Below are 25,479 nucleotides of genomic sequence, written 5' to 3' on the forward strand. Positions count from 1 at the left end.
AGTCCAGAAGCACCGACGCAGAAGATCCTGACACCGGGGTAATCCGTGAAAAAGCTCTCCGCACGACGACGCCATCCGCTGGCGGCGGTCGTCGTCCTACTCCTCGCGCTGGCGGCCACGGGGGGGCTGTACACCGCGTTCGCGCCCGCGGGCAAGGCGCAGGCCGACGCAGGCTCCCAGTCCCTGACCATCAAGGAGGGTAAGAAGCTCTTCGAGGTCGGCTGCGCCAGCTGCCACGGCACCGGTGGGCAGGGCTCCTCCGACGGTCCGAGCCTGGTCGGCGTGGGCGCTGCGGCCGTCGACTTCCAGGTCGGCACCGGCCGTATGCCGGCCGCGACCTCGCAGGGCGCCCAGGTCCCGCGCAAGAAGACCGTGTACAACCAGACCCAGATCGACCAGCTCGCCGCGTACATCGCGTCGCTGGGCGCCGGTCCGGTGGTGCCGACCAAGCAGCAGTACGGTCCGGACGGCGCGGACATCGCCAAGGGTGGCGAGCTGTTCCGCACCAACTGCGCGCAGTGCCACAACTTCACCGGCAAGGGTGGTGCCCTCACCAAGGGCAAGTTCGCCCCCACGCTGGAGGGCGTCGACCCGAAGCACATCTACGAGGCCATGCAGACCGGCCCGCAGAACATGCCGTCCTTCCCGGACACCACGATGTCCTCCCAGAACAAGAAGGACATCATCGCGTACCTGCACGCGATCGACAGCAGCGAGACGACGAACCCGGGCGGTCTGGAGCTGGGCGGCCTCGGGCCGGTCAGTGAGGGCCTGTTCGCCTGGATCTTCGGTCTCGGCGCGCTGATCGCCGTCGCCGTCTGGGTCGCCGCTCGGACCGCAAAGGCCAAGAAGTCATGAGTAGCCAAGACATTCCAGAAGAGAACCTGCCCGCTGAGCAGGACCACGCGCACGGCGCGGTAGCGGTCGCGGACGAGGAGAACCCGTTCGCCGACCCGGGGATGCCGCCCCACGAGCACCGCATCCAGGACATCGACGAGCGGGCCGCCAGGCGGTCCGAGCGTATGGTCGCCCTGCTGTTCACGATCTCGATGCTGGCCACCGTCGGCTTCATCGTGTCGTACGTGACGATCCCGCACGACAAGAACATCTTCGTGTTCCCGATCGGGCACATCAGCGCGCTGAACTTCGCGCTGGGCCTGACCCTGGGCGTGGCGCTGTTCTGCATCGGCGCGGGCGCGGTCCACTGGGCCCGCACCCTGATGTCCGACGTCGAGGTCGCCGACGACCGGCACGCGATCGCGGCCTCTCCCGAGGTCCGGGCGAAGGTCCACGCGGACTTCCGCCAGGGCGCGAAGGAGTCGGCGCTCGGCCGCCGCAAGCTGATCCGCAACACGATGTTCGGCGCGCTGGCCCTGGTGCCGCTCTCCGGCGTCATGCTGCTGCGCGACCTCGGTCCGCTGCCCGGCACCTCGCTGCGGCACACCCTGTGGGCCAAGGGCAAGCGCCTGGTCAACATGAACACCAACCAGCCGCTGCGTCCCGAGGACATCGCCGTCGGCTCCCTCACCTTCGCCAAGCCGGACGGCCTGGAGGAGACGGACGAGGAGTTCCAGGACGAGCTGGCCAAGGCCGCGCTGATGATCGTCCGGCTCCAGCCGGACAACATCAAGGACAAGCGCGAGCTCGACTGGTCGCACGAGGGCGTCGTCGCGTTCTCCAAGATCTGCACCCACGTCGGGTGCCCGATCTCGCTGTACGAGCAGCAGACGCACCACGTGCTGTGCCCGTGCCACCAGTCCACCTTCGACCTCTCCGACGGCGCCCGAGTGATCTTCGGCCCCGCCGGCCACGCCCTGCCGCAGCTGCGCATCGGTGTGGACAGTGAGGGTTACCTCCAGGCGCTCGGCGACTTCGAGGAGCCCGTCGGTCCTGCATTCTGGGAGCGCGGATGAGTACTGCAGCGAACGACACCTCCCGCGCACGCGGGAAGGCACCGGCCGGCGAGCGCATCGCCGACTGGGCCGACGGCCGGCTCGGGATCTACTCCCTGGCCAAGGCCAACATGCGCAAGATCTTCCCCGACCACTGGTCGTTCATGTTGGGCGAAGTGTGCATGTACAGCTTCATCATCATCATCCTGACGGGTGTCTATCTGACACTGTTCTTCCACCCGTCGATGAACGAGGTCGTGTACCACGGCAGCTATGTCCCGCTCCAGGGGCAGATGATGTCGGAGGCGTTCAACTCGACCCTGCACATCTCCTTCGATGTGCGCGGTGGTCTGCTCGTCCGGCAGATCCACCACTGGGCCGCGCTGATCTTCCTCGCCGGCATGTTCGTGCACATGATGCGTGTGTTCTTCACCGGCGCGTTCCGCAAGCCGCGTGAGATCAACTGGCTGTTCGGCTTCCTGCTGTTCGTCCTCGGCATGTTCACCGGTTTCACCGGTTACTCGCTCCCGGACGACCTGCTCTCCGGCACCGGTGTGCGCTTCACCGAGGGTGCGATCCTGTCCATGCCGATCGTCGGCACGTACATCTCGTACTTCCTCTTCGGTGGTCAGTTCCCCGGCCACGACTTCGTCGGCCGGTTCTACTCGATCCACATCCTGCTGCTGCCGGGCATCATGCTCGGCCTGATGGTGGCGCACCTGATCCTGGTCTTCTACCACAAGCACACGCAGTTCGCGGGTCCGGGCAAGACCAACAACAACGTCGTCGGCATGCCGCTGCTGCCGGTCTACATGGCCAAGGCCGGAGGCTTCTTCTTCCTGGTCTTCGGTGTCATCGCGGCCATCGCCGCGGTCGCGCAGATCAACCCGATCTGGGCCATGGGCCCCTACCGTCCGGACCAGGTGTCCACCGGCGCCCAGCCCGACTGGTACATGGGCTTCGCCGAGGGTCTGATCCGCTTCATGCCGGGCTGGGAGATCAACTTCTGGGGCCACACCCTGGTCCTGGGCGTGTTCATCCCGCTGGTGCTCTTCGGTGTGGTGCTGGGCGCGATGGCGGCCTACCCGTTCATCGAGTCCTGGATCACCGGCGACAAGAGCGAGCACCACATCCTGGACCGCCCGCGCAACGCCCCGACCCGTACGGGTCTCGGTGTCGCCTGGGTGACGATGTACATGATCACGCTGGTCGGTGGTGGCAACGACCTGTGGGCCACCCACTTCCACCTGTCGATCAACGCCGTGACCTGGTTCGTGCGGATCTTCTTCTTCGTCGGTCCGGTCATCGCGTTCATCGCCACCAAGCGGATCTGCCTCGGCCTCCAGCGCCGCGACCGCGAGAAGGTGCTGCACGGTCGCGAGACCGGCATCATCAAGCGGCTGCCGCACGGTGAGTTCATCGAGGTGCACGAGCCGCTCAGCCAGGAGCAGCTGCACACGCTCACCGCCCACACGCAGTACGCGCCGGCCGAGATCGGCCCCGCGGTCGACGAGAACGGTGTCGAGCGCAAGGTGACGGCGTCCGAGAAGCTCCGGGCGAAGCTGTCCAACGCCTACTACGGCGAGGACAACCAGATCCCGAAGCCGACCTCCGAGGAGTACAAGGAGATCACGAGCGGCCACGGCCACCACTGATCCCCGCGTCGCCACGCCACAGAGGGGCCCCGTCCGCGAGCCGGACGGGGCCCTTCGCCGTGCCGGGGGCTCGATAAGGTGGGTAGGAGTTTCCGCCATTGAGCACCACTGAGCACGACTTTTCCCGAGGAGCGGCTGATGAGCGCTGTGACCCCCGCCGGAGGCGACACCGCGGCGGCCCGCTCCTGGCCCGCCCTGCTGAACGGCCTGCTGACCGGCCAGAACCTGTCCGCGGACGACACCGCCTGGGCGATGGACCTGATCATGCGGGGCGAGGCGACCGACGCCCAGATCGCCGGGTTCATGGTGGCGCTGCGCGCCAAGGGCGAGACCGTCGAGGAGATCTCCGGTCTCGTGCGCACCATGTACGAGCACGCGAACGTGATCGAGGTGCCGGGCCCGGCCGTGGACATCGTGGGCACCGGCGGCGACGGCGCCAAGACGGTGAACATCTCCACCATGTCCTCGATCGTGGTCGCGGGCACCGGCGCCAAGGTCGTCAAGCACGGCAACCGCGCCGCCTCCTCCGCCTCCGGCTCCTCCGACGTCCTGGAGAAGCTGGGCATCAACCTCCAGCTGACCCCGAAGCGGGTCGCCGAGGTCGCCGAGGAGGCCGGCATCACCATCTGCTTCGCGGTGAAGTTCCACCCCTCGCTGCGTCATGTCGCCGCCGCCCGCGGCCAGCTGGGCATCCGTACGACCTTCAATGTGCTCGGCCCGCTGACCAACCCGGCGAAGGTGCGTGCCCAGGCGGTGGGCGTCGCCGACCTCCGGATGGCGCCCGTGGTGGCCGGTGTCTTCGCCGAGCGCGGCAACTCCGCGCTGGTCTTCCGCGGTGACGACGGCCTGGACGAGCTGACCGTCACCGCCACCTCCCGGGTGTGGGTGGTGCGCGACGGGAAGGTCTGCGAGGAGGTCTTCGACCCGCGGGACGTCGGCATCGGGCTGGTCCCCGTGGAGGCCCTGCGCGGCGCGGACGCGGCCTACAACGCGGAGGTCGCCCGCCGGGTGCTGGACGGCGAGCGGGGGGCCGTACGGGACGCGGTGCTGCTGAACTCGGCGGCGGCCCTCGCGGCCCTGGAGCCGACCGACGCCCCGCTCACCGAGCAGCTGCGCGCCGGGATGGCGCGGGCCGCCGAGTCCATCGACTCGGGCGCGGCGAAGCGGACGCTGGAGCGCTGGGTGGCCGCCAGCAACGCCTGACGGCCGCGGGCCGGCAGCTGATCGTCCCGCGATCCGGACACGGGTTGCGGGACATCGATCTTTTCGCGTACGTTCCCTGTCAGGTCATGAGTGACAGTCATGAGGCCCCGGCCGACTGTCCGGCAACCCTCCGTCCGTGGCGGGGTGCCCCGGGTGAGGACCAGGTCGTAGGCAGCGAGGTCTGCGGCAAGCGCGGACCCCTCGGGCGCTCTCGACAGCGCCGGGCCAGGGGTCCTGGTCACCGCGAGGGAGCTTCCCGTGAGCAAGCGAATGCGTTAGGGCCGCCGAGCCCCGCCTCCGCGCACCCCTTTCACCTTTTTCCGTACGCCTCCTTCGGCGTGCGTTCTCACGGGAGTCCCCCATGTCTGTCTCCACCGTTGCCGTCGACGCGTCGATTTCCACCCCGCTGCCCGTTCTGGGGCGTGATGTCACCGTGCCGCTCGTCACCGGCGGCACCATCACCTACGCGGCCCTCGACTACGCGGCCAGCGCCCCCGCCCTCCAGCGCGTCTGGGACGACGTCGCCGCCTACGCGCCGTACTACGGCAGCGTCCACCGGGGCGCCGGGTACCTCTCCCAGTTCTCCACCGACCTGTTCGAGAAGGCCCGCCGCACGGTCGCGGAGTTCCTCGGCTGCCGCGCCGACGACCAGGTGGTCTTCACCCGCTCGACCACGGACTCGCTGAACCTGCTGGCCCGGGTGGTCCCGGCCGGCTGCCGGGTGTTCGTCTTCGAGACCGAGCACCACGCCTCGCTGCTGCCCTGGCGGGACGACCAGGTCACCTACCTGGACGCGCCGCGCAGCCCCCGGCAGGCCGTCGAGACGCTGGAGCGTGCCCTCGCCGACCGGGAGCCGTACGGCCCGGCCCTGGTCTGTGTCACCGGCGCCTCCAATGTCACCGGGGAGCTGTGGCCGGTGCGCGAGCTGGCCGCCGCCGCGCACGCCCACGGCGCCCGTATCGTCCTGGACGCCGCGCAGCTGGCCCCGCACCACCCGGTCTCCCTCGCCGATCTGGACGTCGACTGGGTCGCCTTCTCCGGGCACAAGCTGTACGCCCCGTTCGGCGCGGGCGTGCTGGCCGGGCGCGCGGACTGGCTGCGGGCCGCCGAGCCGTACCTCGCGGGCGGCGGCGCCAGCCGCACGGTCGCCCGGCGCGCGGACGGGGGAGTGGAGGTGGAGTGGCACGAGAGCGCCGCCCGGCACGAGGCGGGCTCCCCGAACGTCATCGGCGCCTACGCCGTCGCCTCCGCCTGCCAGGCCCTCACCGAGGCCGGCTGGGACGCGCTGGTCGCCCGCGAGCAGTACCTGATCGACCGGGTGCGCGCGGGCCTCGCCGACATCCCGCAGGTCAGGATCCTGTCCCTGTTCGGGGACGACGCCCCGCGGGTCGGCGTGCTCTCCTTCGTGGTGGACGGCTGGAACAGCTCCCACTTCGCGGCCGCGCTCTCCGCCGAGTACGGCATCGGCGTCCGCGACGGCCTCTTCTGCGCCCACCCGCTGCTGCGCACCCTGCTGGGCACGGCCCCCGAGACCCCCGCGGAGTGCGGCGCCCCGTCCCTGAACGCCATCCGCGCGAGCTTCGGCGCGGGCACCCCGGACGAGCACGTGGACCGCTTCGTCACGGCCGTACGGCAGCTGGTGACCGAGGGCGCGAAGTGGACGTACCGCACGGAGGAGGGGCGCTGCGTGCCGGTGGCGTAAAGACGGTGGCGTAAAGAATTGAACGGTCCGGGAGGCGGTTTTCAGCGGACGGTCAGGAGTCCAGACCGATCGCGAAGGCCGCCTCCAGGTCGTGCTGCGAGTACGTACGGAACGCCACATGCGTGTCCGTCGCCTCGACGCCCGGGATCCTGCTGATCCGGCCGGGGATCACATCGGCCAGATCCTCGTGCTCCCGCACCCGCACCATGGCGATCAGGTCGTACGTACCGGTGACGGAGAAGACCTCGCTCACCGACTCCAGCGAGGCGATCTGCTCGGCGATCTCGGGAATCCGGTCCACGCTGGTCTTGATGAGGACGATCGCGGTGATCACGGCTGGTTCTCTCCCTCAGGGGCCGGTTCAGGTGCGCATTTCACTCTATCCCCACGCCCATGGCGCACCCACGCGTAGACGAACCCCGCCCCGAACCCCACCAGGTGCGCCAGATACGCCACCCCCGGCCCCTGTACCGAGCGCCCCGCCGCCAGCCACTGGAGCGTCACCCAGAACGGCAGCACGACCCACGCGGGAAAGCGCAGCGGCAGGAAGAAGAGGAACGGCAGGAGACTGGTGACACGGGCGCGCGGGAACAGGAAGAGAAACGCCCCGAGCACCGCCGAGATCGCGCCCGACGCGCCCACCAGCGACTGTTCGGAGGTGTCGTTGGCGACGGCGTACCCCAGCAGGGCCAGGTAGCCGCAGCCGATGTAGAAGAGGGTGAACTCCACCCGGCCCATCCGCTCCTCGGTCAGCACGCCGAAGACGAGGAGGAAGAGCATGTTGCCGAGCAGATGCACCCAGTTGCCGTGCACGAACAGCGCCGTGACCGGGGTCAGCGCGTGCGCCAGGGGTGCGGCGAGCAGCTCGGCCGGGACCACCCCCCAGGTCCGGAAGTACACCCGCTGCGCGTCCTGGAGCACGTACCCGGTGCCGTATCCGGGGACGATTCCGGAGGCCGGGCCCAGTACGAAGATCAGACAGCACAGGGCGATCAGGCCGTATGTCATCGGCGCGTCCCGAAGTGCCCTGAAGGTCCTGCCGGCCGCCGCGCTCCACTCGCTGATCATGAATACAGAGCATGACGTAACCGGACGCAAGCTGACAGACCGCCTCGCCGCCTCGGATGGACGGGCGGCGGGAGGCCGCCAGGCCGTAGGGTTACGAGCCACACGCGCCGGCCCGCCGGCGTGGTCCGACCGACCTGAGAAGGGCACGATGACGGTTCCCCAGCCGACCGCCACGACGCGATGGCGCTGCACCCTGTGCGGCAACCTCACCCGCTTCGACGTCACCCGCTCCTCGAAGGTCGTGGAATATGTCCACCTCGACCTCGCGGGCGAGCCGACGGTGGAGGAGCGCCAGGTGGTCAGTGAGACCATCGAATCGGTGCGCTGCCGCTGGTGCAACGCGGCGGACCAGGTGGAACTCGTGGACAGGCCGGGCATCGACTCCTGACGGGGGCCGGGCCCGAAGAGGCATTTCTTCGGCAAGGTAGTGGGGTGTGACGGATGGTTCAGAGCGAAGGCGGGGGGCCGGGCGACGGCACCGCCGAGGTGCTTGACCGTCCGCTGCCCGACGGGGTGCGCCGCAGGGTCGTCACGATCGTCGCGGAGTGCTTCGGCAAGCTGACCGTGGCCGAACTGCCCGCACAGCTGCGGCAGTACGTCCGGTTCGCCCCGAATCGCCGCGCGAAGTTCGCCGGGAACGCGATGGCCGCCGCGCTGGAGACCGACACGCTGTTCCGGCAGCGGATCGGCGAGAAGTTCCGCGCCGCGCAGCCGGAGCTGGCCGGCGTCCTGGAGGCCGGCTCGGTGCCCGCGGCCGTCGACCCGCTCGACGTGGCGGCGGCCGCCTATGTGCTGCGCCCCGCGGGCTGGGTGAAGCTGGTCACCGCGGCCGGCGAGGAGGCCCAGCGCGCCGACGCCGAGCGCGCCGACGAGGAGAGCCGCGCCGAGCTGGAGCGACTGCGCGCCGAACTGGACCGCGCCCGCGAGCACACCAGAGCCGAGACCGAACGGCTGCGCGCGGAGCTGGAATCGGCCAGGCGGGAGCTGGAGTCGCTGAACCGCAAGCTGCGCTCCGCGCAGAGCGATGTGCGCCGGGGCGAGGCCGCGCTGCGCAAGGCGCAGGGCGAGATGGACGCCGTACGCGCGGAGGCGGGCACCCGGGTGTCGGCCGCGGAGAGCGAGTCCCGGCGGCTCAAGGCGCGGCTCGGCGAGGCGGAGGCGGCCCTGGAGGCCACCCGCAAGGCCGCCCGCGAGGGGCGCAGCGTGGAGGACATGCGGGTCCGGCTGCTGCTCGACACCCTGCTGGACGCCACCCAGGGCCTGCGCCGCGAGCTGGCGCTGCCGCCGGTGTCCGTGCGCCCGGCCGAGACCGTCGACGCGGTGGAGCCGGGCCGGATGACGCCGAAGGACATCGCGGCGCGCGCCCTGTCCGAGCACGACCCGGCCATCCTCGACCAGTTGCTCGCCCTGCCGCAGGCGCATCTGGTCGTCGACGGCTACAACGTGACCAAGACCGGTTATCCGCAGATGCCGCTGGAGAAGCAGCGGCTGCGGCTGCTGGGCCAGTTGTCCGCGCTCGCGGCGCAGACCGGCGCCGAGGTGACCTGTGTCTTCGACGGCGCCGAGCTGGCCGCGCCGGTGCTGCTCGCGCCGCCGCGCGGGGTGCGGGTGCTGTTCTCCAAGCCGGGCGTCACGGCCGACGAGCTGATCCGCCAGCTGGTGCGCGCGGAACCGCCGGGCCGGCCGGTCATCGTCGCCTCCACCGACCGCGAGGTGGCCGACGGCGTGGCGCGCGCGGGTGCCCGTCCCGTGGCCTCTGCGGTACTTCTGAAGCGACTGTCCTGAAGGCCCAACGGGCATACGCAATGCCCGAATTGGCCGCCCCCTCACGCGACGTAGGGTCAATCGGCCATCACTGCTCGTGGATTGTGTGCAAAGAATGCATTGCGTGACGGGAATTTTTGCCGTGAGGATTTGAATGATCACAACATGGTCACTAGGGTCGGGGCTCGAACCTCCGAACGGGTGAACACTCACAAGAAGGAGTTCGTCCTCCGTGGCGTCCCACCGTCGACCCAAGCAGCAGAGCCGTGCACGCGTGACCGTGCTGACCACCGCAGCAGCCGCCGCCGTCGTGCTCAGCGCGAACGCCGCGAACGCCGCGCCGAGCGAGAAGCTCAGCAAGGACCAGGTCAAGTCCAAGGTCGACACGCTGTACGAGCAGGCCGAGCAGGCCACCGAGAAGTACAACGGCGCCAAGGAGAAGCAGCAGAAGCTCCAGAAGGAGATCTCCACGATCCAGGACAACGTCGCGCGGGGTCAGGAAGACCTCAACAAGCTGCGCGACGGCCTGGGTTCGCTGGCCACGGCCCAGTACCGCTCCGGCGGTATCGACCCCTCGGTCCAGCTCTTCCTCTCCTCCGACCCGGACGACTTCCTCGACAAGGCGTCCACCCTCGACCAGCTGAGCAGCCAGCAGGTCGACGCGCTGCGCAAGATCCAGAGCAAGCAGCGCGAACTCGCCCAGGAGCGCTCCGAGGCCACCGAGAAGCTCAAGGACCTCGCGGACACCCGCACCGAACTGGGCAACAAGAAGAAGGAAGTCCAGGGCAAGCTCGCAGCCGCCCAGAAGATCCTCAACAGCCTCACCGCCAAGGAGAAGGCCGACCTCGCCGCCCAGCAGCAGCGTGCCGACCGCTCCTCCAGCCAGCGGGTGAACCTCGGCGACACCCCGCCCGCCTCCGGCAGGGCCGGTGCCGCCTTCGCCGCCGCCCAGGGCGAGATCGGCAAGCCGTACGTCTACGGCGCCACCGGCCCCTCCTCCTTCGACTGCTCGGGTCTGACCTCCTACGCCTACGCGCAGGCCGGCGTCTCCATCCCGCGCACCTCCGAGGAGCAGGCCAACATCGGCACCCGGATCTACAACCAGAGCGACCTCCAGGTCGGCGACCTGGTGTTCTTCTACGGCGACATCCACCACGTCGGCCTGTACGCGGGCGGCGGCCAGGTGCTGCACGCCCCGCACACCGGTGCCGTGGTGCGCTATGAGGCGATGGCCGACATGCCGTTCCAGTTCGGCGTCCGCGTCTAAACCTCCGACGCACCCGGGGAGGGCGCCCGATCGGGCGAATCCACGGGACGCAAACTGACTCCACGCCCCGCCGGTGACCTGCGTCAGCGGCGGGGCGTCACTCTTTGTTGCCGTCGCGGTCTTTGGCCGCGGCCCTTCCGCACGGCTACTGTCTGCCGCGTTTCCCCGGCGCCGGGGCCTCCCCGTCTCCAGGCGCCGGGGAACGCCGTCCGTGTCAGCCAGTGGAAGGGGTTCGGCAACCCGTGGGGTCCCATCGCCGCCTTGCACCGTCCGGTCAGCGCCGCGCACCGGCCGGATTCGACCGGGGTGCCGCAGCCCTGTGCGCCCTGTCGGCCGCCGCCGCGGCCCTCGGCGCGGTACCGGCGCACGCCGCACCGCATCCCGACGCCCGCGCCGAGGTGGACCGGCTCTACACCCAGGCCGAGCAGGCGACCCAGGCCTACGACCAGGCCCAGGAGCGCACCGACGCGCTGCGCCGCGAGGTCCGCTACGCCCAGGACCGGGTCGCCCGCCGCCAGCAGGACGTCAACACGCTGCGCGAGGAGCTGGGTTCGCTGGCCGGGGCGCAGTACCGCTCGGGCGGCATCGACCCGGCCGTCGCGCTGCTGTTCTCCGACGACCCGGACGACTACCTCGACAAGGCCGCCACCCTCGACCGGATCAGCGCCCAGGAGGCGGGCCGGCTGCGGGAGTTGCGCTGCGCGCTGCGCGAGCTGGAGCAGGAGCGGGCGGAGGCGGCCGACGAGCTCGACGCGCTGGACCGCAGCCGCCGGGCGGTCGCCGCCCACAAGCGGACGGTGGAGGGCAAGCTCGCCCGCGCCCGGCAGCTGCTGAACTCGCTGTCCGCGGCCGACCGCGCCGCCTACGACCGGTCCTCCCGCTCGGCCGGCCCCGACCGCCTCGGCCTGCCCGACCTGACCGGCGTGGCCGGCGCCCCCGACGCGCGCGCCGCCGCGGCCCTGGCCGCCGCCCGCTCCGCACTCGGCCGCCCCTATGTGTGGGGCGCCAACGGGCCCTCCGGCTTCGACTGTTCGGGCCTGATGCAGTGGTCGTACGCGCACGCCGGCATCCAGCTGCCCCGCACCTCCCAGGAGCAGCGGTTCGCCGGACGGCGGATCCCGCTCTCCCAGGCCCGCCCCGGCGACCTGATCGTCTACCGCTCCGACGCCAGCCATGTGGCGATGTACGTCGGCCACGGCCAGGTCATCCACGCGCCCCATCCGGGAGCCGCGGTGCGCTACGACCCGGTGGGGATGATGCCGATCTCCTCGGTGACCCGGCCCTGACGCCCCGGCGGCGCGCCGTACGATCGTGTGATGGCCGGTGGCAGGCGGGTGAGAAGCGTCGGGGCGGCGGCCCTGTGTCTGCTGCTGTCCCTGACCGGGTGCGCCGGGCGGACGGCGGCCGACTCCGCGAGGAGCGAGGTGCAGCACCTGCTCGACCTGCGCTCGGCGGCGCTGCTGCGGCATGACGCCGGGGCGTACGGCGCGACGGGCGCGAGCACCGAGTACACCAGGCTGCGCGCCCTGCCGCTGGCCTCCTGGGCGTACCGGATCACCACCCTGCGCCGCACCGCCACGGGGGCCACCGCGGACGCCGACCTCAGCTACAAGGTCGCCGGGTACGACCGGGCCCCCGTCGACACCCGGCGCGCCCTCACCCTGGCCCGCACCGCCTCCGGCACCTGGTACGTCACCGCCGACCGGCCCGCCGACAAGTCCGGGCAGCAGCTGTGGGACCAGGGCACGGTGACCGCCGTACCCGGCGCGCACAGCCTGGTGCTGGGCACCGGGCAGCCGGCGGCGGACCTGCGCGCCTACGCCAGGATGGCCGACGAGGCGGTACCGGCGGTGTCCAGGCAGTGGGGCACGGACTGGACGCGCCGGGTGGTCGTCCTGGTGCCCAAGTCCCTCCAGGGGATGGCGGGTCTGCTCGGCTCGCCCGCCGCGAACTACCGGGGGATCGCCGCCGTGACCACCGGGGAGGCGGGCGGCGCGGGGCGGACACCGGCCGACCGGGTGGTGATCAACCCGGACGCGTACGCCGTCCTCGGCGCGATGGGCAAACAGGTCGTCCTCACCCACGAGACCACCCATGTCGCCACCCGCGCCCACACCACCGCGGCCACCCCCCTCTGGCTCTCCGAGGGCTACGCCGACTGGATCGGCTACCTCGGCACCGACCGCACCCCGGCCCAGGCCGCCCCGGAACTGGCCCGCGCCGTCGCCGACGGCCGGGTGCCCGCCGCGCTCCCCACCGACAAGGACTTCGGCTTCACCAGCGACCCCACCGAACTGGCCCGGTCCTACGAGAGCGGCTGGCTGGCCTGCCGCATGATCGCCGACGGGTGGGGCCCGGCCCGACTCGCCGCCTTCTACCGCGCCGTCGGCACCCGCACCACCCGCCCCGGCGCCGTCGAGACCGCCCTGCACGACGTCCTCGGCCTGACCCCGGACGCCTTCACCGCCCGCTGGCGGAAGTACGTCGAGGCGGAGCTGCGCTGAGCGCGCGCGGGCTCAGGGGGAGACCGAGGGCTCGCGGGCGGGGAGCGGCTGGAGCGGGGTGGCCGCGGGGGCGGCGGTCGTGCGCCACAGGCGGCGGGCCGCGAGGAGGGTCGCGGTGACCAGCAGGCCGTTGCGCAGGAGCAGGAGGGTGGTCCCGTACCAGTCGCTGGTGACCACGTGGACGAAGCCGACGGGGAACTCCAGGACGGTCAGGAAGGAGGCGGCCAGGACCAGGAGGGCGGGGGCGGTCATCCGGGAGGCGCGGTGGGTGAGGCAGACCGCGGCCAGGCCGATCAGCCAGACCAGGTACTGGGGGCTGATCACCCGGCTCGTGGTGGTGAACAGGAGCACGGCGGTCAGCGCCGCGTCCGTCAGGGTGTGCGCGGGGAAGCGGCGGGCCTTCAGGCGCCACAGCAGCAGCCAGCCGAACGCGCCCGCCGACAGGGCCAGCGCCGCCGCGCTCACCTCGGGCACGTACGGGCCGAGGAACTCGATCGAGCCGTAGTTCAGCAGCACCTGCCCGCTCCAGCCGAAGTGCCGGGCCACATGGAAGACCAGGGCGCCCAGCGACTCCACCTCCGTGCCCCGCTCCCGCTGGAAGGTCAGGAAGGCGAACGCGCCCGGCATCCACAGCGCGAACACCGCCGCGAGCCCCGCCCCGGTCACCGCCGCCGACACCCACGCCCGGCGCCGCACCGCACCGGCCAGCAGCAGCGCCGGCCACACCTTCAGCAGCGCCCCGAAGGCCGTCAGCGCGCCCATCACCCGGGGGTGCCGGGCCCCCGCGAGCAGCGCGGCCACGGCCACCGCGGTCACCATCACGTCGTAGCGCGCGTACACCGTCGGCCCGAGCAGCGGGACGCCCGCCACCCACACCCAGGCCCCGCGCCGGGAACGGCCGGGCCGCCTGTCCGCGCGCAGCAGCAGCGCCAGGACCACCAGGTCGGCGAGGAACGCCAGCGCGAAGAAGGCGTGCGGGTAGGAGAGGAACGGCAGCAGGGCGGGCGCCAGGATCGCCAGCGCGGCGGCCGGCGGGTACTGCCAGGTGACGTCGTCCAGCGGGAACGTGCCCTGGCGCAGCACCTCGTACCAGTTGCGGTAGATCACCGACACATCGGTGGTGACGTCCGGGCCCGGGAAGACGTACACCCCGAGGACGAAGAGCAGCAGCACCGCACGGGTGACGCACCAGGTCGCGAGCAGGTACGCCGGCGACCGCCGGACGTCCTTGGTCTCCACGTGTTCCCCTGCCGTTCGATTCCGTTTCGAGCCCCGTGCCGAGGGACCATGATGTCCCGAGCCCCCCGGGCCGTGCCAACGCACCGGCCGCCGCCCGGCGCCGGACGGCCGATTCGGTAGGGTCGGCGGCGATGCACAAGACCCTGATCGTGACCAACGACTTCCCGCCCCGTCCGGGCGGCATCCAGGCCTTCCTGCACAACATGGCGCTGCGCCTGGACCCGGACCGGCTGGTCGTCTACGCCTCCACCTGGAAGCGGAGCCGGGAGGGCGTCGAGGCGACGGCCGCCTTCGACGCCGAGCAGCCCTTCACCGTCGTACGCGACCGTACGACCATGCTGCTGCCCACCCCGGGGGCGACCCGGCGCGCGGCCGGGCTGCTGCGCGAGCACGGCTGCACCTCGGTGTGGTTCGGGGCCGCGGCACCGCTCGGGCTGATGGCCTCCGCGCTGCGCCGGGCCGGTGCCGAGCGCCTGGTGGCCACCACCCACGGGCACGAGGCCGGCTGGGCCCAGCTGCCCGCGGCCCGGCAGCTGCTGCGCCGGATCGGTGAGGGCACGGACACGATCACCTACCTGGGCGAGTACACCCGCTCCCGGATCGCCGGCGCGCTCACCCCCGAGGCGGCCGCCCGGATGGTGCAACTGCCGCCCGGCGTCGACGAGAAGACCTTCCACCCGGGCTCCGGCGGCGACGAGGTGCGCGCCCGGCTCGGCCTCACCGACCGCCCGGTCGTCGTCTGCGTCTCCCGGCTGGTGCCGCGCAAGGGCCAGGACACGCTGATCCGGGCCATGCCCCGGATCCTCGCCGCCGAGCCGGACGCCGTGCTGCTGATCGTCGGCGGCGGCCCCTACGAGCGGGACCTGCGCCGCCTCGCCCGGGAGACGGGCGTCGCCGCCTCGGTCCGCTTCACCGGCGCCGTCCCCTGGTCCGAGCTGCCCGCCCACTACGGCGCGGGCGACGTCTTCGCCATGCCCTGCCGCACCCGCCGCGGCGGCCTCGACGTGGAGGGTCTCGGCATCGTCTACCTGGAGGCGTCCGCGACCGGCCTGCCGGTCGTCGCGGGCGACTCCGGCGGCGCCCCGGACGCGGTCCTCGACGGCGAGACCGGCTGGGTGGTCCGCGGCGGCGAACCCCTCGACGCCGCCGACCGCATCGTCGCCCTGCTCGGCGATCCCGGACTGCGCCGCCGGATGGGGGAGCGGGGCCGCCGGTGGGTGGAGGAGAAGTGGCGCTGGGACCTGCTGGCGGAGCGGCTGAAGGAGCTGCTCTGAGCAGCCGCCGAGCTGATGGGCGGTCGACTTCCTTGCCGGAACGGCCGCTTGACGCACGCCGGGCGGCCTACTTCGTGTAGATCGCCTCGATGTCGTCCGCGTAGTCCTTGGCCACCACGTTCCGCTTCAGCTTCAGCGACGGGGTGAGGTGGCCGGAGTCCTCCGTGAACTGGGTCGCGAGGATACGGAACTTGCGCACCGACTCGGCCTTGGACACCGCCGCGTTGCCGTCGTTCACGGCCTCCTGGATCGCGGCGTTCAGGTCCGGGTCGTCGCGCAGCGACGCCGCCGTGGAGCCCGCCGGTTTGCCGTGCTCCGCGGCCCAGCGCGCCAGGAACTCCTCGTCCAGCGTGACCAGCGCGCCGACGAACGGCCGCCCGTCGCCGACCACCATGCACTCCGCGACCAGCGCGTGCGCGCGGATACGGTCCTCGATCACCGCCGGGGCCACGTTCTTGCCGCCCGCCGTGACGATGATCTCCTTCTTGCGGCCGGTGATCCGCAGATAGCCGTCCTCGTCCAGGGTGCCGATGTCCCCGGTGTGGAACCACCCGTCGGCCAGCGCCTCCGCCGTCGCGCCCGGGTTGTTCCAGTACTCCTTGAACAGGTGCTCGCCGTGCAGCAGCACCTCGCCGTCGTCCGCTATCCGCACCACCGAACCGGGCAGCGGCTGGCCCACCGTGCCGATCTTCTGCCGGTCCCACGGGTTGAACGCGCTCGCCGCACAGGACTCGGTCAGGCCGTACCCCTCCAGCACCGTGAAGCCGATGCCCCGGAAGAAGTGGCCGAGCCGCTCGCCCAGCGGGGCGCCGCCCGAGATGGCGTACTCGCCCCGGCCGCCGAGGACCGCGCGCAGCTTGCCGTAGACCAGCTTGTCGAAGATCTTGTGCTTGATCTGCAGCCCCAACGACGGCCCGCCCGGGGTGTCCTGGGCCTTGCTGTACGCGATCGCCGTGTCGGCCGCCCTGTCGAAGACGGCGCCCTTGCCGTCCGCCTGCGCCTTGGCGCGCGCGGAGTTGTAGACCTTCTCGAAGACCCGTGGCACACCGAGGATCAACGTCGGCCGGAACGCGGCCAGTTCATCGGTGAGGTGCTTGATGTCCGGGACGCAGCCCAGCTTGATGGGCGCCATCATCGGCGCGATCTGCACCAGCCGGCCGAAGACATGGGCCAGCGGCAGGAACAGCAGCACCGAGCACTCGCCGGTGCGGAACAGCGGCCGCAGCCGCTCCACGATGTTGCCGCACTCCGCGAAGAAGCTGCGGTGGGTGAGCACACAGCCCTTCGGGCGGCCGGTGGTGCCGCTGGTGTAGACGATGGTGGCCGGGTCGTCGGCGCAGGCGAGCGAGGAGCGCTCGTCCACCGTCTCCTCCGACACGTCCTGGCCGAGCCGCTCCAGCTCCTCGACGGCGCCGGCCTCGATCTGCCACACGTTCTTCAGCGCGGGCAGCGTGTCGCGTACGGCCTCCACCGCGGCCGCGTGCGCGTCCAGCTCCACCACGCAGGCGGTCGCGCCCGAGTCGGAGAGGATCCACTGCACCTGCTCGGGCGAGCTGGTCTCGTACACCGGCACGGTCACCGCGCCCGCGCTCCAGATGGCGAAGTCGAGGAGCGTCCACTCGTAGCGCGTCCGGGACATCAGGCCCACCCGGTCGCCCGGCTGCACCCCGGCGGCGATGAGCCCCTTGGCCGCGGTGTGCACCTCGGCGAGGAACTTCCGGGCCGTCACGTCCTGCCAGGTGCCCCCCGACTTACGGGCGATCACGGCGACGTCGGGATGCTGCGCGGCGTTTCTGCGGACGATGTCGGTCAGGTTTCCGTCCGCAGGGACCTCGTACAAGGCCGGAAGGCTGAACTCGCGCAAGACTGCTGCTCCTCATAGGGCGCCGGCGCCACGACGTTGTGTGATGCGACGGTGCGGTCCAAGGCTCGGGTGGTGCTCGGGGCTACCGGTGGCTGAAACCCAGAGCACGACTGGACTGCCCGGACGTTACCCGTCGGTATGCGGTTCCCGACAGGGGTTCCCGGCCAGATGTTCGCTGCGTCACACAGGTTGGCTTTCCTTCGCGCACAGTAGTCCACGGCCTCTCCGACCGGCGAGTAACCGCAGGCCACGACCAGGACTGTTCACCTGCGGCACACACGCCTACGCTTGATCGCCATGGCATCCACACCCCCTCGAAGCAGCCGTCACCGCGTCCATGTGGTCAGCGATGTGCACGGCAACGCCCGGGACCTGGCGCGGGCCGGCGAGGGTGCCGATGCCCTGATCTGCCTGGGTGACCTGGTGCTCTTCCTCGACTACGCCGACCACTCGCGCGGCATCTTCCCCGACCTGTTCGGAGCGGCGAACGCCGACCGCCTCGTGGAGCTGCGCACCGCCCGGCGCTTCGAGGAGGCCCGGGCGTTCGGCGCCGAGCTGTGGAGCGGGATCGAGGGCGACCGCTTCACCGCCATCGAGAAGGCGGTGCGCAGGCAGTACGCCGAACTCTTCGCCGCGTTCCCCACCCCGACGTACGCCACCTACGGCAATGTCGACATGCCGCAGCTGTGGCCGGAATACGCCGGTCCCGGCACCACCGTCCTCGACGGGCGGCGGGTGGAGATCGGCGGGTGGACGTTCGGCTTCGTCGGCGGGGGACTGCGCACCCCCATGCGCACGCCGTACGAGATCTCCGACGAGGAGTACGCCGCGAAGATCGAGGCGGTCGGCGAGGTCGACGTGCTGTGCACCCACATCCCGCCGGAGGTGCCCGAGCTGGTGTACGACACCGTCGCGCGCCGCTTCGAGCGGGGCAGCCGGGCGCTGCTGGACGCCATCCGCCGTACCCGGCCCCGGTATTCGCTCTTCGGGCACGTCCACCAGCCGCTGGCGCGCAGGATGCGGATCGGGGCGACGGAGTGTGTGAACGTGGGGCACTTCGCGAGCAGCGGGCGGCCGTGGGCCCTTGAGTGGTGACGGGGCGCGGACGGGGCCGGGGCGGGCGCACGGTAGCCTTCACGCTGCACACACGTGCGCAGTCAGCACAGGGCATGAGTCTCTTCGGTCCGCATCTGGAGGAGCCACGGCGATGGCGGAACACACCAGTTCGAGCATCACGATCGAGGCGGCTCCCGCCGACGTCATGGCGGTGATCGCCGACTTCGCCCGCTACCCGGACTGGACCGGTGAGGTGAAGGAGGCGGAGGTCCTCAAGACCGACGAGCGGGGGCGTGCCCAGGAGGTACGGCTCGTCATGGACGCCGGCGCGATCAAGGACGACCAGACGCTGGCCTACACCTGGGCCGGTGACAACGAGGTCTCCTGGACGCTGGTCAAGTCCCAGATGCTGCGGTCGCTCGACGGGTCCTACCTGCTGGCACCGGCGGGCGCGGGCGGCACGGAGGTCACGTACCGGCTCACCGTCGACGTCAAGATCCCCATGCTGGGCATGATCAAGCGCAAGGCGGAGAAGGTCATCATCGACCGCGCCCTGGCGGGCCTGAAGAAGCGCGTCGAGACCCCCTGACACCCCTTCCCCCCGACATCCCTTCGCCCACCCGCCCGGCCCGGCCGGCGGCAGGGTGGGCGCCGGGGACGCCCCCGCCGGGGGAGGCACCTCGCGGGCGCCAGGACGTCCGTTACCGTTCGGACCTATGCGGACCATCCTGATCACGGGGCCCGGGGGCAGCGGGCGGACGACCGTCGCCGCCGCCACCGCGCTGCGCGCCGCCCGCGAGGGCAGCCGGACCTTGTTGCTGAGCGCGGAGCGTGCGGACACCCCCGGCGCGGCGCTGGGCACGCCGACCGGGGCCCGGCCCGTGGAGATCGCGCCCCGGCTCACCGCCTGGCGCCCCGACGCCACCGCCGGCTTCCGCCAGGACCTCGCCGAGTTCCAGCAGCGCGCCGCCGGCGTCCTCGATCTGCTCGGCGCCTCCCGCCTGGACGCCGAGGAGGTCACCCCGCTGCCCGGCGCCGAGGAGCTGACGTTCCTGCGCGCGCTGCGCGACGCCGCGCTCTGCGAGCAGTACGACCTTCTCGTCGTGGACCTGCCGCCCCTGCCGGGGGCCCTCGCCCTGCTCGCCCTCCCCGAGGAACTGCGCCGCTACCTGCGCCGTCTGCTGCCCCCCGAGCGCCAGGCCGCCCGCGCCCTGCGCCCCGTGCTCGGCCGGCTCGCCGGTGTCCCCATGCCCGCCGACTGGCTGTACGAGACGGCAGGCCGCTGGGACGTGGAGCTGGCCGCCGTGGAGGCCGTGCTCACCGACCGCGACACCGCCGTACGCCTGGTCGCCGAACCCGGCCCCGCCGCCGTGGACGCCCTGCGCACCGCCCGCCTCGGACTCGCCCTGCGCGGACTGCGCACCGAGGCGCTCGTCGCCAACCGGGTCCTGCCCGACACCACCCCCGACACCTGGCTCGCCGGTCTCGTCGCCCAGCAGCGCAAGGCGCTCCGGGAGTGGGAGGCCGAGGGGGAGGAGTACGGCGTGCACCCCGTGCCGCACCTCGGCCGCGACCCGGGCACCCCGGACGACCTCGCCGCCCTCGCCGTACCCGCCGTCACCGGCCCGGACCGCCCCGTCGAGTGGCCCGTCGCCGACCGGATCGCCGAGGACGGGGTGCTGGTCTGGCACATCCCGCTGCCCGGCGCCATACGGGAGGAGCTCGACCTGATCCGGCGCGGCGACGAACTCGTGATCACCGCGAGCGCCTTCCGGCGGATCGTCCCCCTGCCCTCCGCCCTGCGCCGCTGCACCGTCTCCGGCGCCGGTCTGCGCGAGGGCGAGCTGCGGGTGCGCTTCGCCCCGGATCCCGGCCTGTGGCCCGCCGCCGCACGGTGAACTCGGCATCGCTGTTCGGGTAACGTCGTACGGGTAAGGGCGTACCGCAGTCAGGAGTCCGCCATGAGCGAAGAGCGCCCCGCCGAACCGCACGAGGAGCCGCGGGTGAGCGACGCCGACGCCTGGGCCACGGCCTGCGCCGAGGACCTGGAGGCCGAGAAGGCCCGCCGCCGCACCACCTACGGTCCGCCCCCCGGTTCCGCCGCCGAGGAACTGAAGAAGCTCGTGGACGCGGTGGCCGACAAGCTGTCCGGCCTCCAGTCCCCGCTCGGCACCCTCGCCGGACCCGCCGCCCAGCAGATGGTCAGACAGGTCGTCCAGCAGGCGAAGGCCGCCGTCGAGCCCGTCATGGAGCGCAACCCCGGCGTCTTCGACCACCTCGCCGCCGCCGGCGGCGAACTGCTCGCCGCCTACCGCTCCGCCGTCCAGTCCCAGGAGCGGCGCTGGACCGCCGGTCCGGACGACGCCGCCGACGAGGGGCGCGAGGGCGACGGCGGCACGGGGGACAAGGGGCGCGACCGGGGTGAGGGGACCGGCTCCGGAGAGCGCATCGACCTGGACTGAAGCCCTCGTCCGCAAGGGCCTCGGGTACGGTTGGCCGTAGCGGGGCTCGACCGAACTGAGGGATTCATGGGACTCACCATCGGCGTCGACATCGGCGGCACCAAGATCGCGGCCGGCGTGGTCGACGAGGAAGGCAACATCCTCTCGACCTTCAAGGTGCCGACCCCCACCACGCCCGAGGCCATCGTGGACGCCATCGCCTCCGCGGTGGAGGGCGCGCGTGCCGGGCACGAGATCGTCGGCGTGGGCATCGGTGCGGCCGGTTACGTCAACCGGCAGCGCTCCACCGTGTACTTCGCGCCCAACATCGACTGGCGCAACGAGCCGCTCAAGGAGAAGGTCGAGGCCCGCACCGGCCTCCCCGTCGTGGTCGAGAACGACGCCAACGCCGCCGCCTGGGGCGAGTACAAGTTCGGCGCCGGCAAGGGCCACCGCAACGTCATCTGCATCACCCTCGGCACCGGCCTCGGCGGCGGCATCATCATCGGCAACAAGCTGCGCCGCGGCCACTTCGGCGTGGCCGCCGAGTTCGGCCACATCCGCATGGTGCCGGACGGCCTGCTGTGCGGCTGCGGCTCGCAGGGCTGCTGGGAGCAGTACGCCTCCGGGCGCGCCCTGGTCCGCTACGCCAAGCAGCGCGCCAACGCCACCCCCGAGAACGCGGAGGTGCTGCTCTCGCTCGGCGACGGCACCCCGGACGGCATCGAGGGCAAGCACATCTCCATGGCCGCCCGGCAGGGCGACCCGGTGGCCGTCGACTCCTACCGCGAGCTGGCCCGCTGGGCCGGCGCCGGCCTCGCCGACCTGGCCTCGCTCTTCGACCCGTCCGCCTTCATCGTCGGCGGCGGCCTCTCCGACGAGGGCGAGCTGGTCCTCGACCCGATCCGCAAGTCGTACAAGCGGTGGCTGGTGGGCGGGAACTGGCGTCCCGTCGCCGATGTGATCGCGGCGCAGCTCGGCAACAAGGCGGGCATGGTCGGCGCGGCGGACCTGGCCCGCGAGCCCGACCCGATCATGTAACCGACACGCGAACAGCTCGGGGCGCGAGGTCTGTGCGCGGCTGCCCGTTCATCGTGGCCTGCCGCCCAGTTCCCCGCGCCCCTTTCGGCCGGCACGGTCGGCCGCTCGTACAAGCGCGGCGTACATTGATCCACATGGCGCCGCTCCCCAACTCCCACACAGAGCCCGATGGTTCAGCCGTCGTCCGCGTGCTGAGCTATAACATCCGCTCCCTGCGCGACGACACCGACGCCCTCGCCCGGGTGATCACCGCCTGCGCCCCCGACCTGGTCCTCCTCCAGGAGGCGCCCCGGTTCTTCCGCTGGCGCAAGAAGCTCGCGCGGCTCGCCGGGGCCGCCGGTCTCGTCGTCCTCACCGGTGGCGGCACCAGCGCGGGGCCCGCCATCCTGTGCTCGCTGCGCGCCATCGTGGAGCGCACCGAGGACGTCCTGCTGCCGCTCACCCCCGGCCTGCACCGGCGCGGTCTCGCCACCGCGGTGGTCCGCTTCGGCGCCGCCCGGCTCGGGGTGATCAGCTGTCATCTCAGCCTCGACGGCGGCGAGCGGTACGCCCAGGGCGGGCTGCTGCTCGACCGTCTCGACGGACTCGGCGTGGAGCACGCCCTGGTGGGCGGCGATCTCAACGAGGGGCCCGACGGCCGCGCCTTCCGCCTGCTGGCCGGTGCCCTTCAGGACTGCCGGGCGGTGGCCCCCTGGGGCGGCGAGGAGACCTGGACGCGGACCACTCCGGCGCGCCGTATCGACGCGGTGTTCGCCACCAAGGGCGTCGAGGTCCTCGGCTGCGGGGTCCCGGAGGACCTGCCGGGCGTCACCCGCGCCGACCTGGCCGCCGCCACGGACCACCTCCCGGTCCTGACCGCCCTGCGCGTCCCGCCCGCCGTAGGGGAGTCCGGGCCCGGCCAAGCCTGTTAGCCCCGGTCCCGGCCTGACCACGACCCTCTCGGCCTGACCACGACCCTCTCGGCCTGACCACGACCCTCTCGGCCTGACCACGACCCTCTCGGCCTGACCACGGCCCCCCGGCCTGACCACGGCCCCCCGGCCAGACCACGGCCCCCGGCCAGACCACGGCCCCCGGCCAGACCACGGCCCCCCGGCTAGACCACGGCCCCCCGGCCCGGATCGTCGTCGTCCTCGTCCGTCCGCATCCGCGCCACCAGCGTCGCGAAGCCGCCGAGGAAGCCGCCGATGCCGAGGGTCGTCAGCCACCAGGTCATGTCCCAGCCCAGCAGGACCGCGAGCAGCAGCAGAACGGGGCCGCCGACCACGCCGAGCCAGGCGAACTTCGACGTGGTGTCGCCGGTGTCCAGCGGCGGCGGCTCGGGCGGCACGAAGTGGCCCGCGTCGTCCTCGTCGAAGTCGTCCTCGGACGCTCCCGGCGCACGGTGGTCGCGGGGGCCGACGCCGGGCGCGAAGGAGATGGAGCTGCCCAGCGGCCGGGCGGGCCGCGGCTCCTCCTTCTTCTTGCCGTCGCCCTTCTTGCCGTCGTCGCCCTCGTGCGCCGCGGTGTCCTTCTCCAACCGCTCCAGCAGCGCGTCCTTCTCCAGCAGCGCCAGGTCCTCGACCGGCTTGAAGGGCTTGCTGCCCGGCGGGTCCGGCGGCTCCTCGCCGTACCCGGCCACGATGGCCCGCCAGGCGGCGTCCTCGTCGAAACGCAGCCCGCTCTCCTCCGGCTCCCGGTCCTGCCGGTCCTCCCGGTCTTCCCGGTCCTCGCGGCCCTCGGGACCCGGGTCGTGCTCAGCCAACTGCGGCCGTCCCTTCCTTGCCCGGAATCGGTGCGAGCCGGCTGATGAAACCGAGGCTCTCCTCGAAGATCCGGTCCGCGTCCACATCCAACGTCGCGACGTGGTAGCTGTGTTCCAGCACGATCTCCCGGACGTCGGCGGACGAGATCCGCTCCAGCACCCGGGCCGAGTCGACGGCCGGTACGACATGGTCCTGGGCGCTGCGCAGCAGGAGCAGTGGCTGGGCGATCCGGGGCAGCTCGCCGTCCAGCCGGCGCAGGAACCGGCGCAGCGAGTGCGCCGCGTGCAGCGGCACCCGGTCGTAACCCGTCTCCGCCACGCCGCCCTTGGCGATGTCGCTGGCGATGCCCTTGGTGGACCGCACCAGGTGCCGGGCCACGGGCAGGGCGTACGCGGACAGGCCGTGCACCTTGTTCGCCGGGTTGACGACGACCACGCCGCTGATCCGCTCGCCGTGCAGGGCCGCCAGCCGCAGCGCGAGGGCGCCGCCCATGGACAGGCCCGCGACGAACACCTGGGAACAGCGCTCGGACAGCAGCCGCAGTTCGCGGTCCACCTCCGCGTACCAGTCCTGCCAGCCCGTGAGCTGCATGTCCTCCCAGCGCGTGCCGTGTCCCGGCAGCAGGGGCAGCGACACCGTCAGTCCGTGCGCTGCGTGGTGCTCCGCCCAGGGACGCAGTGACTGCGGCGAGCCGGTGAAGCCGTGACAGAAGAGGACGCCCACCTCGCCGCCGGAGTGGCGGTACGGCTCGGCTCCAGGGAGAACCGGCACCTTCGACGCTCCTGTTCCTGGGGAAGGGCCCCGCCGCTGTCCGGCCGGGGCGATGAGAGAACACGCGGATGTGCTTCACGGTACGCGACCGCACGGACACCGACCAGGGCCGTCGGGTGCTTTGACGGTCCAGCGGGTTAAGGTCTGTGCGACGGAAACGGGAGGCACACGGGTGTTGTACGGCACGATGAAGGTCGCCATCGGAGGGCCGCTGAAGCTCGCCTTCAGGCCCTGGGTGGAGGGTCTGGAGAACATTCCGGACGAGGGACCGGCCATCCTGGCCAGCAACCACCTGTCCTTCTCCGACTCGTTCTTCCTGCCGACGATGCTGGACCGCAAGGTCACCTTCATCGCGAAGGCCGAGTACTTCACCACGCCCGGCGTGAAGGGCCGGCTCACCGCCGCCTTCTTCAAGGGCGTCGGCCAGCTCCCGGTGGACCGTTCCGGTGCGCGCGGCGCCGGTGAGGCCGCGATCAGGAGCGGCATCGAGGTGCTGGAGCGCGGCGAGCTGTTCGGCATCTACCCGGAGGGCACCCGCTCGCCCGACGGCCGGCTCTACCGGGGCAAGCCCGGTGGCCTCGCCCGGGTGGCGCTCGCGAGCGGCGCGCCGGTGATCCCGGTGGCGATGATCGACACCGAGAAGATCCAGCCGCCCGGCCAGGTGATGCCGAAGCTGATGCGGCCCGGCATCCGCATCGGCAAGCCCCTCGACTTCAGCCGCTACCAGGGCATGGAGCACGACCGCTTCGTGCTGCGCGCGCTGACCGACGAGGTCATGTACGAGATCATGAAGCTCTCCGGCCAGGAGTACGTCGACATGTACGCGACCGCCGCCAAGCGGCAGATCGCGGAGGCGGCGAAGGCGGCCAAGGAAGCCGACAAGGCGGAGAAGGAAGCGGAGAAGGAAGCGGAGAAGGCGGAGAAGGCCAGGGAAGCGGAGAGCAAGTAGCCGCACGGAGTTCACTGGTTCACGGGGTTCACGGGGTTCACGGG

The 25,479-nt window shown here is 71.9% G+C and carries 24 protein-coding genes and 1 riboswitch; of the genes, 18 read left to right on the forward strand and 6 right to left on the reverse strand.

Annotated elements, in window-relative coordinates; all coding sequences use genetic code 11:
* Positions 1 to 45: 45 nt before the first annotated feature.
* The 5 genes from QHG49_RS25425 (at position 46) to QHG49_RS25445 (ending at position 6,452) form a co-directional block, all read left to right on the forward strand.
* Positions 46 to 858, forward strand: a complete 813-nt coding sequence (locus tag QHG49_RS25425) for a c-type cytochrome (protein WP_145484952.1) — start codon at positions 46 to 48, stop codon at positions 856 to 858.
* On the forward strand, positions 855 to 1,913 hold the full coding sequence (locus QHG49_RS25430; RefSeq protein WP_159700700.1) for a ubiquinol-cytochrome c reductase iron-sulfur subunit: 1,059 nt from the start codon (positions 855 to 857) through the stop codon (positions 1,911 to 1,913). The genes QHG49_RS25425 and QHG49_RS25430 overlap by 4 nt, the downstream gene beginning before the upstream one ends.
* On the forward strand, positions 1,910 to 3,547 hold the full coding sequence (locus QHG49_RS25435) for a cytochrome bc complex cytochrome b subunit (protein WP_145484950.1): 1,638 nt from the start codon (positions 1,910 to 1,912) through the stop codon (positions 3,545 to 3,547). Before QHG49_RS25430 ends, QHG49_RS25435 begins: the two co-directional genes overlap by 4 nt.
* Positions 3,548 to 3,685: 138 nt before the next feature.
* Positions 3,686 to 4,750: an anthranilate phosphoribosyltransferase gene (gene trpD, locus QHG49_RS25440; protein WP_301491496.1), complete on the forward strand. Its 1,065-nt coding sequence runs from the start codon at positions 3,686 to 3,688 to the stop codon at positions 4,748 to 4,750.
* Between the two features lie 82 nt (positions 4,751 to 4,832).
* A riboswitch (SAM riboswitch) is annotated at positions 4,833 to 4,949 on the forward strand.
* A gap of 162 nt (positions 4,950 to 5,111) precedes the next feature.
* Positions 5,112 to 6,452, forward strand: a complete 1,341-nt coding sequence (locus QHG49_RS25445; protein WP_145484948.1) for an aminotransferase class V-fold PLP-dependent enzyme — start codon at positions 5,112 to 5,114, stop codon at positions 6,450 to 6,452.
* Positions 6,453 to 6,504: 52 nt separating this feature from the next.
* Here QHG49_RS25445 and QHG49_RS25450 read toward each other — a convergent pair whose 3' ends face one another.
* Together QHG49_RS25450 and QHG49_RS25455 are read right to left on the reverse strand one after the other, a co-directional pair.
* Positions 6,505 to 6,786 carry an Lrp/AsnC family transcriptional regulator gene (locus QHG49_RS25450; protein ID WP_046421294.1) on the reverse strand — a complete coding sequence of 94 codons (282 nt, stop codon included), beginning with the start codon at positions 6,784 to 6,786 and terminating at the stop codon, positions 6,505 to 6,507.
* Complete coding sequence (locus QHG49_RS25455) at positions 6,783 to 7,520, reverse strand: rhomboid family intramembrane serine protease (RefSeq protein WP_145484947.1); 738 nt, start codon at positions 7,518 to 7,520, stop codon at positions 6,783 to 6,785. Before QHG49_RS25455 ends, QHG49_RS25450 begins: the two co-directional genes overlap by 4 nt.
* Positions 7,521 to 7,668: 148 nt before the next feature.
* Between QHG49_RS25455 and QHG49_RS25460 the strand changes: the two genes are divergently transcribed.
* From QHG49_RS25460 to QHG49_RS25480, 5 genes are all read left to right on the forward strand, one after another.
* Positions 7,669 to 7,908, forward strand: coding sequence for a hypothetical protein (locus QHG49_RS25460; RefSeq protein ID WP_145484946.1), 240 nt, complete (start codon positions 7,669 to 7,671; stop codon positions 7,906 to 7,908).
* A gap of 53 nt (positions 7,909 to 7,961) precedes the next feature.
* On the forward strand, positions 7,962 to 9,305 hold the full coding sequence (locus QHG49_RS25465) for an NYN domain-containing protein (RefSeq protein WP_301491501.1): 1,344 nt from the start codon (positions 7,962 to 7,964) through the stop codon (positions 9,303 to 9,305).
* Between the two features lie 211 nt (positions 9,306 to 9,516).
* Positions 9,517 to 10,551, forward strand: coding sequence for a C40 family peptidase (locus tag QHG49_RS25470; RefSeq protein ID WP_159700692.1), 1,035 nt, complete (start codon positions 9,517 to 9,519; stop codon positions 10,549 to 10,551).
* Positions 10,552 to 10,793: 242 nt separating this feature from the next.
* Complete coding sequence (locus QHG49_RS25475; protein ID WP_186337768.1) at positions 10,794 to 11,837, forward strand: NlpC/P60 family protein; 1,044 nt, start codon at positions 10,794 to 10,796, stop codon at positions 11,835 to 11,837.
* 30 nt (positions 11,838 to 11,867) lie between these two features.
* The gene (locus tag QHG49_RS25480) at positions 11,868 to 13,055 is read left to right on the forward strand and encodes a hypothetical protein (protein WP_159700690.1); all 1,188 of its coding nucleotides are present in this window, start codon (positions 11,868 to 11,870) and stop codon (positions 13,053 to 13,055) included.
* Positions 13,056 to 13,067: 12 nt separating this feature from the next.
* Here QHG49_RS25480 and QHG49_RS25485 read toward each other — a convergent pair whose 3' ends face one another.
* Positions 13,068 to 14,294, reverse strand: coding sequence for a glycosyltransferase 87 family protein (locus tag QHG49_RS25485; protein WP_145484942.1), 1,227 nt, complete (start codon positions 14,292 to 14,294; stop codon positions 13,068 to 13,070).
* A 131-nt stretch (positions 14,295 to 14,425) separates the two neighbouring features.
* Here QHG49_RS25485 and QHG49_RS25490 point away from each other — a divergent pair, with 131 nt between their 5' ends.
* Complete coding sequence (locus QHG49_RS25490) at positions 14,426 to 15,568, forward strand: glycosyltransferase family 4 protein (RefSeq protein ID WP_301491504.1); 1,143 nt, start codon at positions 14,426 to 14,428, stop codon at positions 15,566 to 15,568.
* 67 nt (positions 15,569 to 15,635) lie between these two features.
* Here the strand turns inward: QHG49_RS25490 and QHG49_RS25495 are convergent, their stop codons facing one another.
* Positions 15,636 to 17,432, reverse strand: coding sequence for a long-chain fatty acid--CoA ligase (locus QHG49_RS25495; RefSeq protein WP_301491505.1), 1,797 nt, complete (start codon positions 17,430 to 17,432; stop codon positions 15,636 to 15,638).
* Positions 17,433 to 17,729: 297 nt separating this feature from the next.
* On the opposite strand from QHG49_RS25495, the gene QHG49_RS25500 reads away from it, so the two are divergent.
* From QHG49_RS25500 to QHG49_RS25525, 6 genes are all read left to right on the forward strand, one after another.
* A complete protein-coding gene (locus tag QHG49_RS25500; RefSeq protein ID WP_145484939.1) occupies positions 17,730 to 18,527 on the forward strand; it encodes a metallophosphoesterase in 798 nt (265 codons plus the stop codon).
* A 112-nt stretch (positions 18,528 to 18,639) separates the two neighbouring features.
* Entirely contained in the window at positions 18,640 to 19,077 is a 438-nt protein-coding gene (locus QHG49_RS25505; protein ID WP_301491506.1) for an SRPBCC family protein, read from the forward strand.
* 127 nt (positions 19,078 to 19,204) lie between these two features.
* Entirely contained in the window at positions 19,205 to 20,386 is a 1,182-nt protein-coding gene (locus QHG49_RS25510; protein ID WP_145484937.1) for an ArsA family ATPase, read from the forward strand.
* A gap of 63 nt (positions 20,387 to 20,449) precedes the next feature.
* Positions 20,450 to 20,950, forward strand: a complete 501-nt coding sequence (locus QHG49_RS25515; RefSeq protein ID WP_301491507.1) for a DUF5304 domain-containing protein — start codon at positions 20,450 to 20,452, stop codon at positions 20,948 to 20,950.
* 66 nt (positions 20,951 to 21,016) lie between these two features.
* Positions 21,017 to 21,970 carry an ROK family glucokinase gene (locus tag QHG49_RS25520; RefSeq protein WP_037653011.1) on the forward strand — a complete coding sequence of 318 codons (954 nt, stop codon included), beginning with the start codon at positions 21,017 to 21,019 and terminating at the stop codon, positions 21,968 to 21,970.
* Between the two features lie 134 nt (positions 21,971 to 22,104).
* Positions 22,105 to 22,881, forward strand: a complete 777-nt coding sequence (locus tag QHG49_RS25525; protein WP_301491508.1) for an endonuclease/exonuclease/phosphatase family protein — start codon at positions 22,105 to 22,107, stop codon at positions 22,879 to 22,881.
* A 185-nt stretch (positions 22,882 to 23,066) separates the two neighbouring features.
* On the opposite strand, the gene QHG49_RS25530 is transcribed toward QHG49_RS25525, so the two are convergent.
* Positions 23,067 to 23,714: a hypothetical protein gene (locus QHG49_RS25530; protein ID WP_301491509.1), complete on the reverse strand. Its 648-nt coding sequence runs from the start codon at positions 23,712 to 23,714 to the stop codon at positions 23,067 to 23,069.
* Positions 23,707 to 24,486 carry a carboxylesterase gene (locus tag QHG49_RS25535; RefSeq protein ID WP_301491510.1) on the reverse strand — a complete coding sequence of 260 codons (780 nt, stop codon included), beginning with the start codon at positions 24,484 to 24,486 and terminating at the stop codon, positions 23,707 to 23,709. The genes QHG49_RS25530 and QHG49_RS25535 overlap by 8 nt, the downstream gene beginning before the upstream one ends.
* A gap of 175 nt (positions 24,487 to 24,661) precedes the next feature.
* On the opposite strand from QHG49_RS25535, the gene QHG49_RS25540 reads away from it, so the two are divergent.
* Positions 24,662 to 25,435 (forward strand): 1-acyl-sn-glycerol-3-phosphate acyltransferase, encoded by a 774-nt coding sequence (locus QHG49_RS25540; RefSeq protein ID WP_301492920.1) that lies wholly within the window; start codon positions 24,662 to 24,664, stop codon positions 25,433 to 25,435.
* Positions 25,436 to 25,479: the final 44 nt, after the last annotated feature.

The sequence above is a fragment of the Streptomyces sp. WP-1 genome (assembly GCF_030450125.1).
In the GTDB taxonomy this organism is placed as follows: Bacteria; Actinomycetota; Actinomycetes; order Streptomycetales; family Streptomycetaceae; genus Streptomyces; species Streptomyces incarnatus.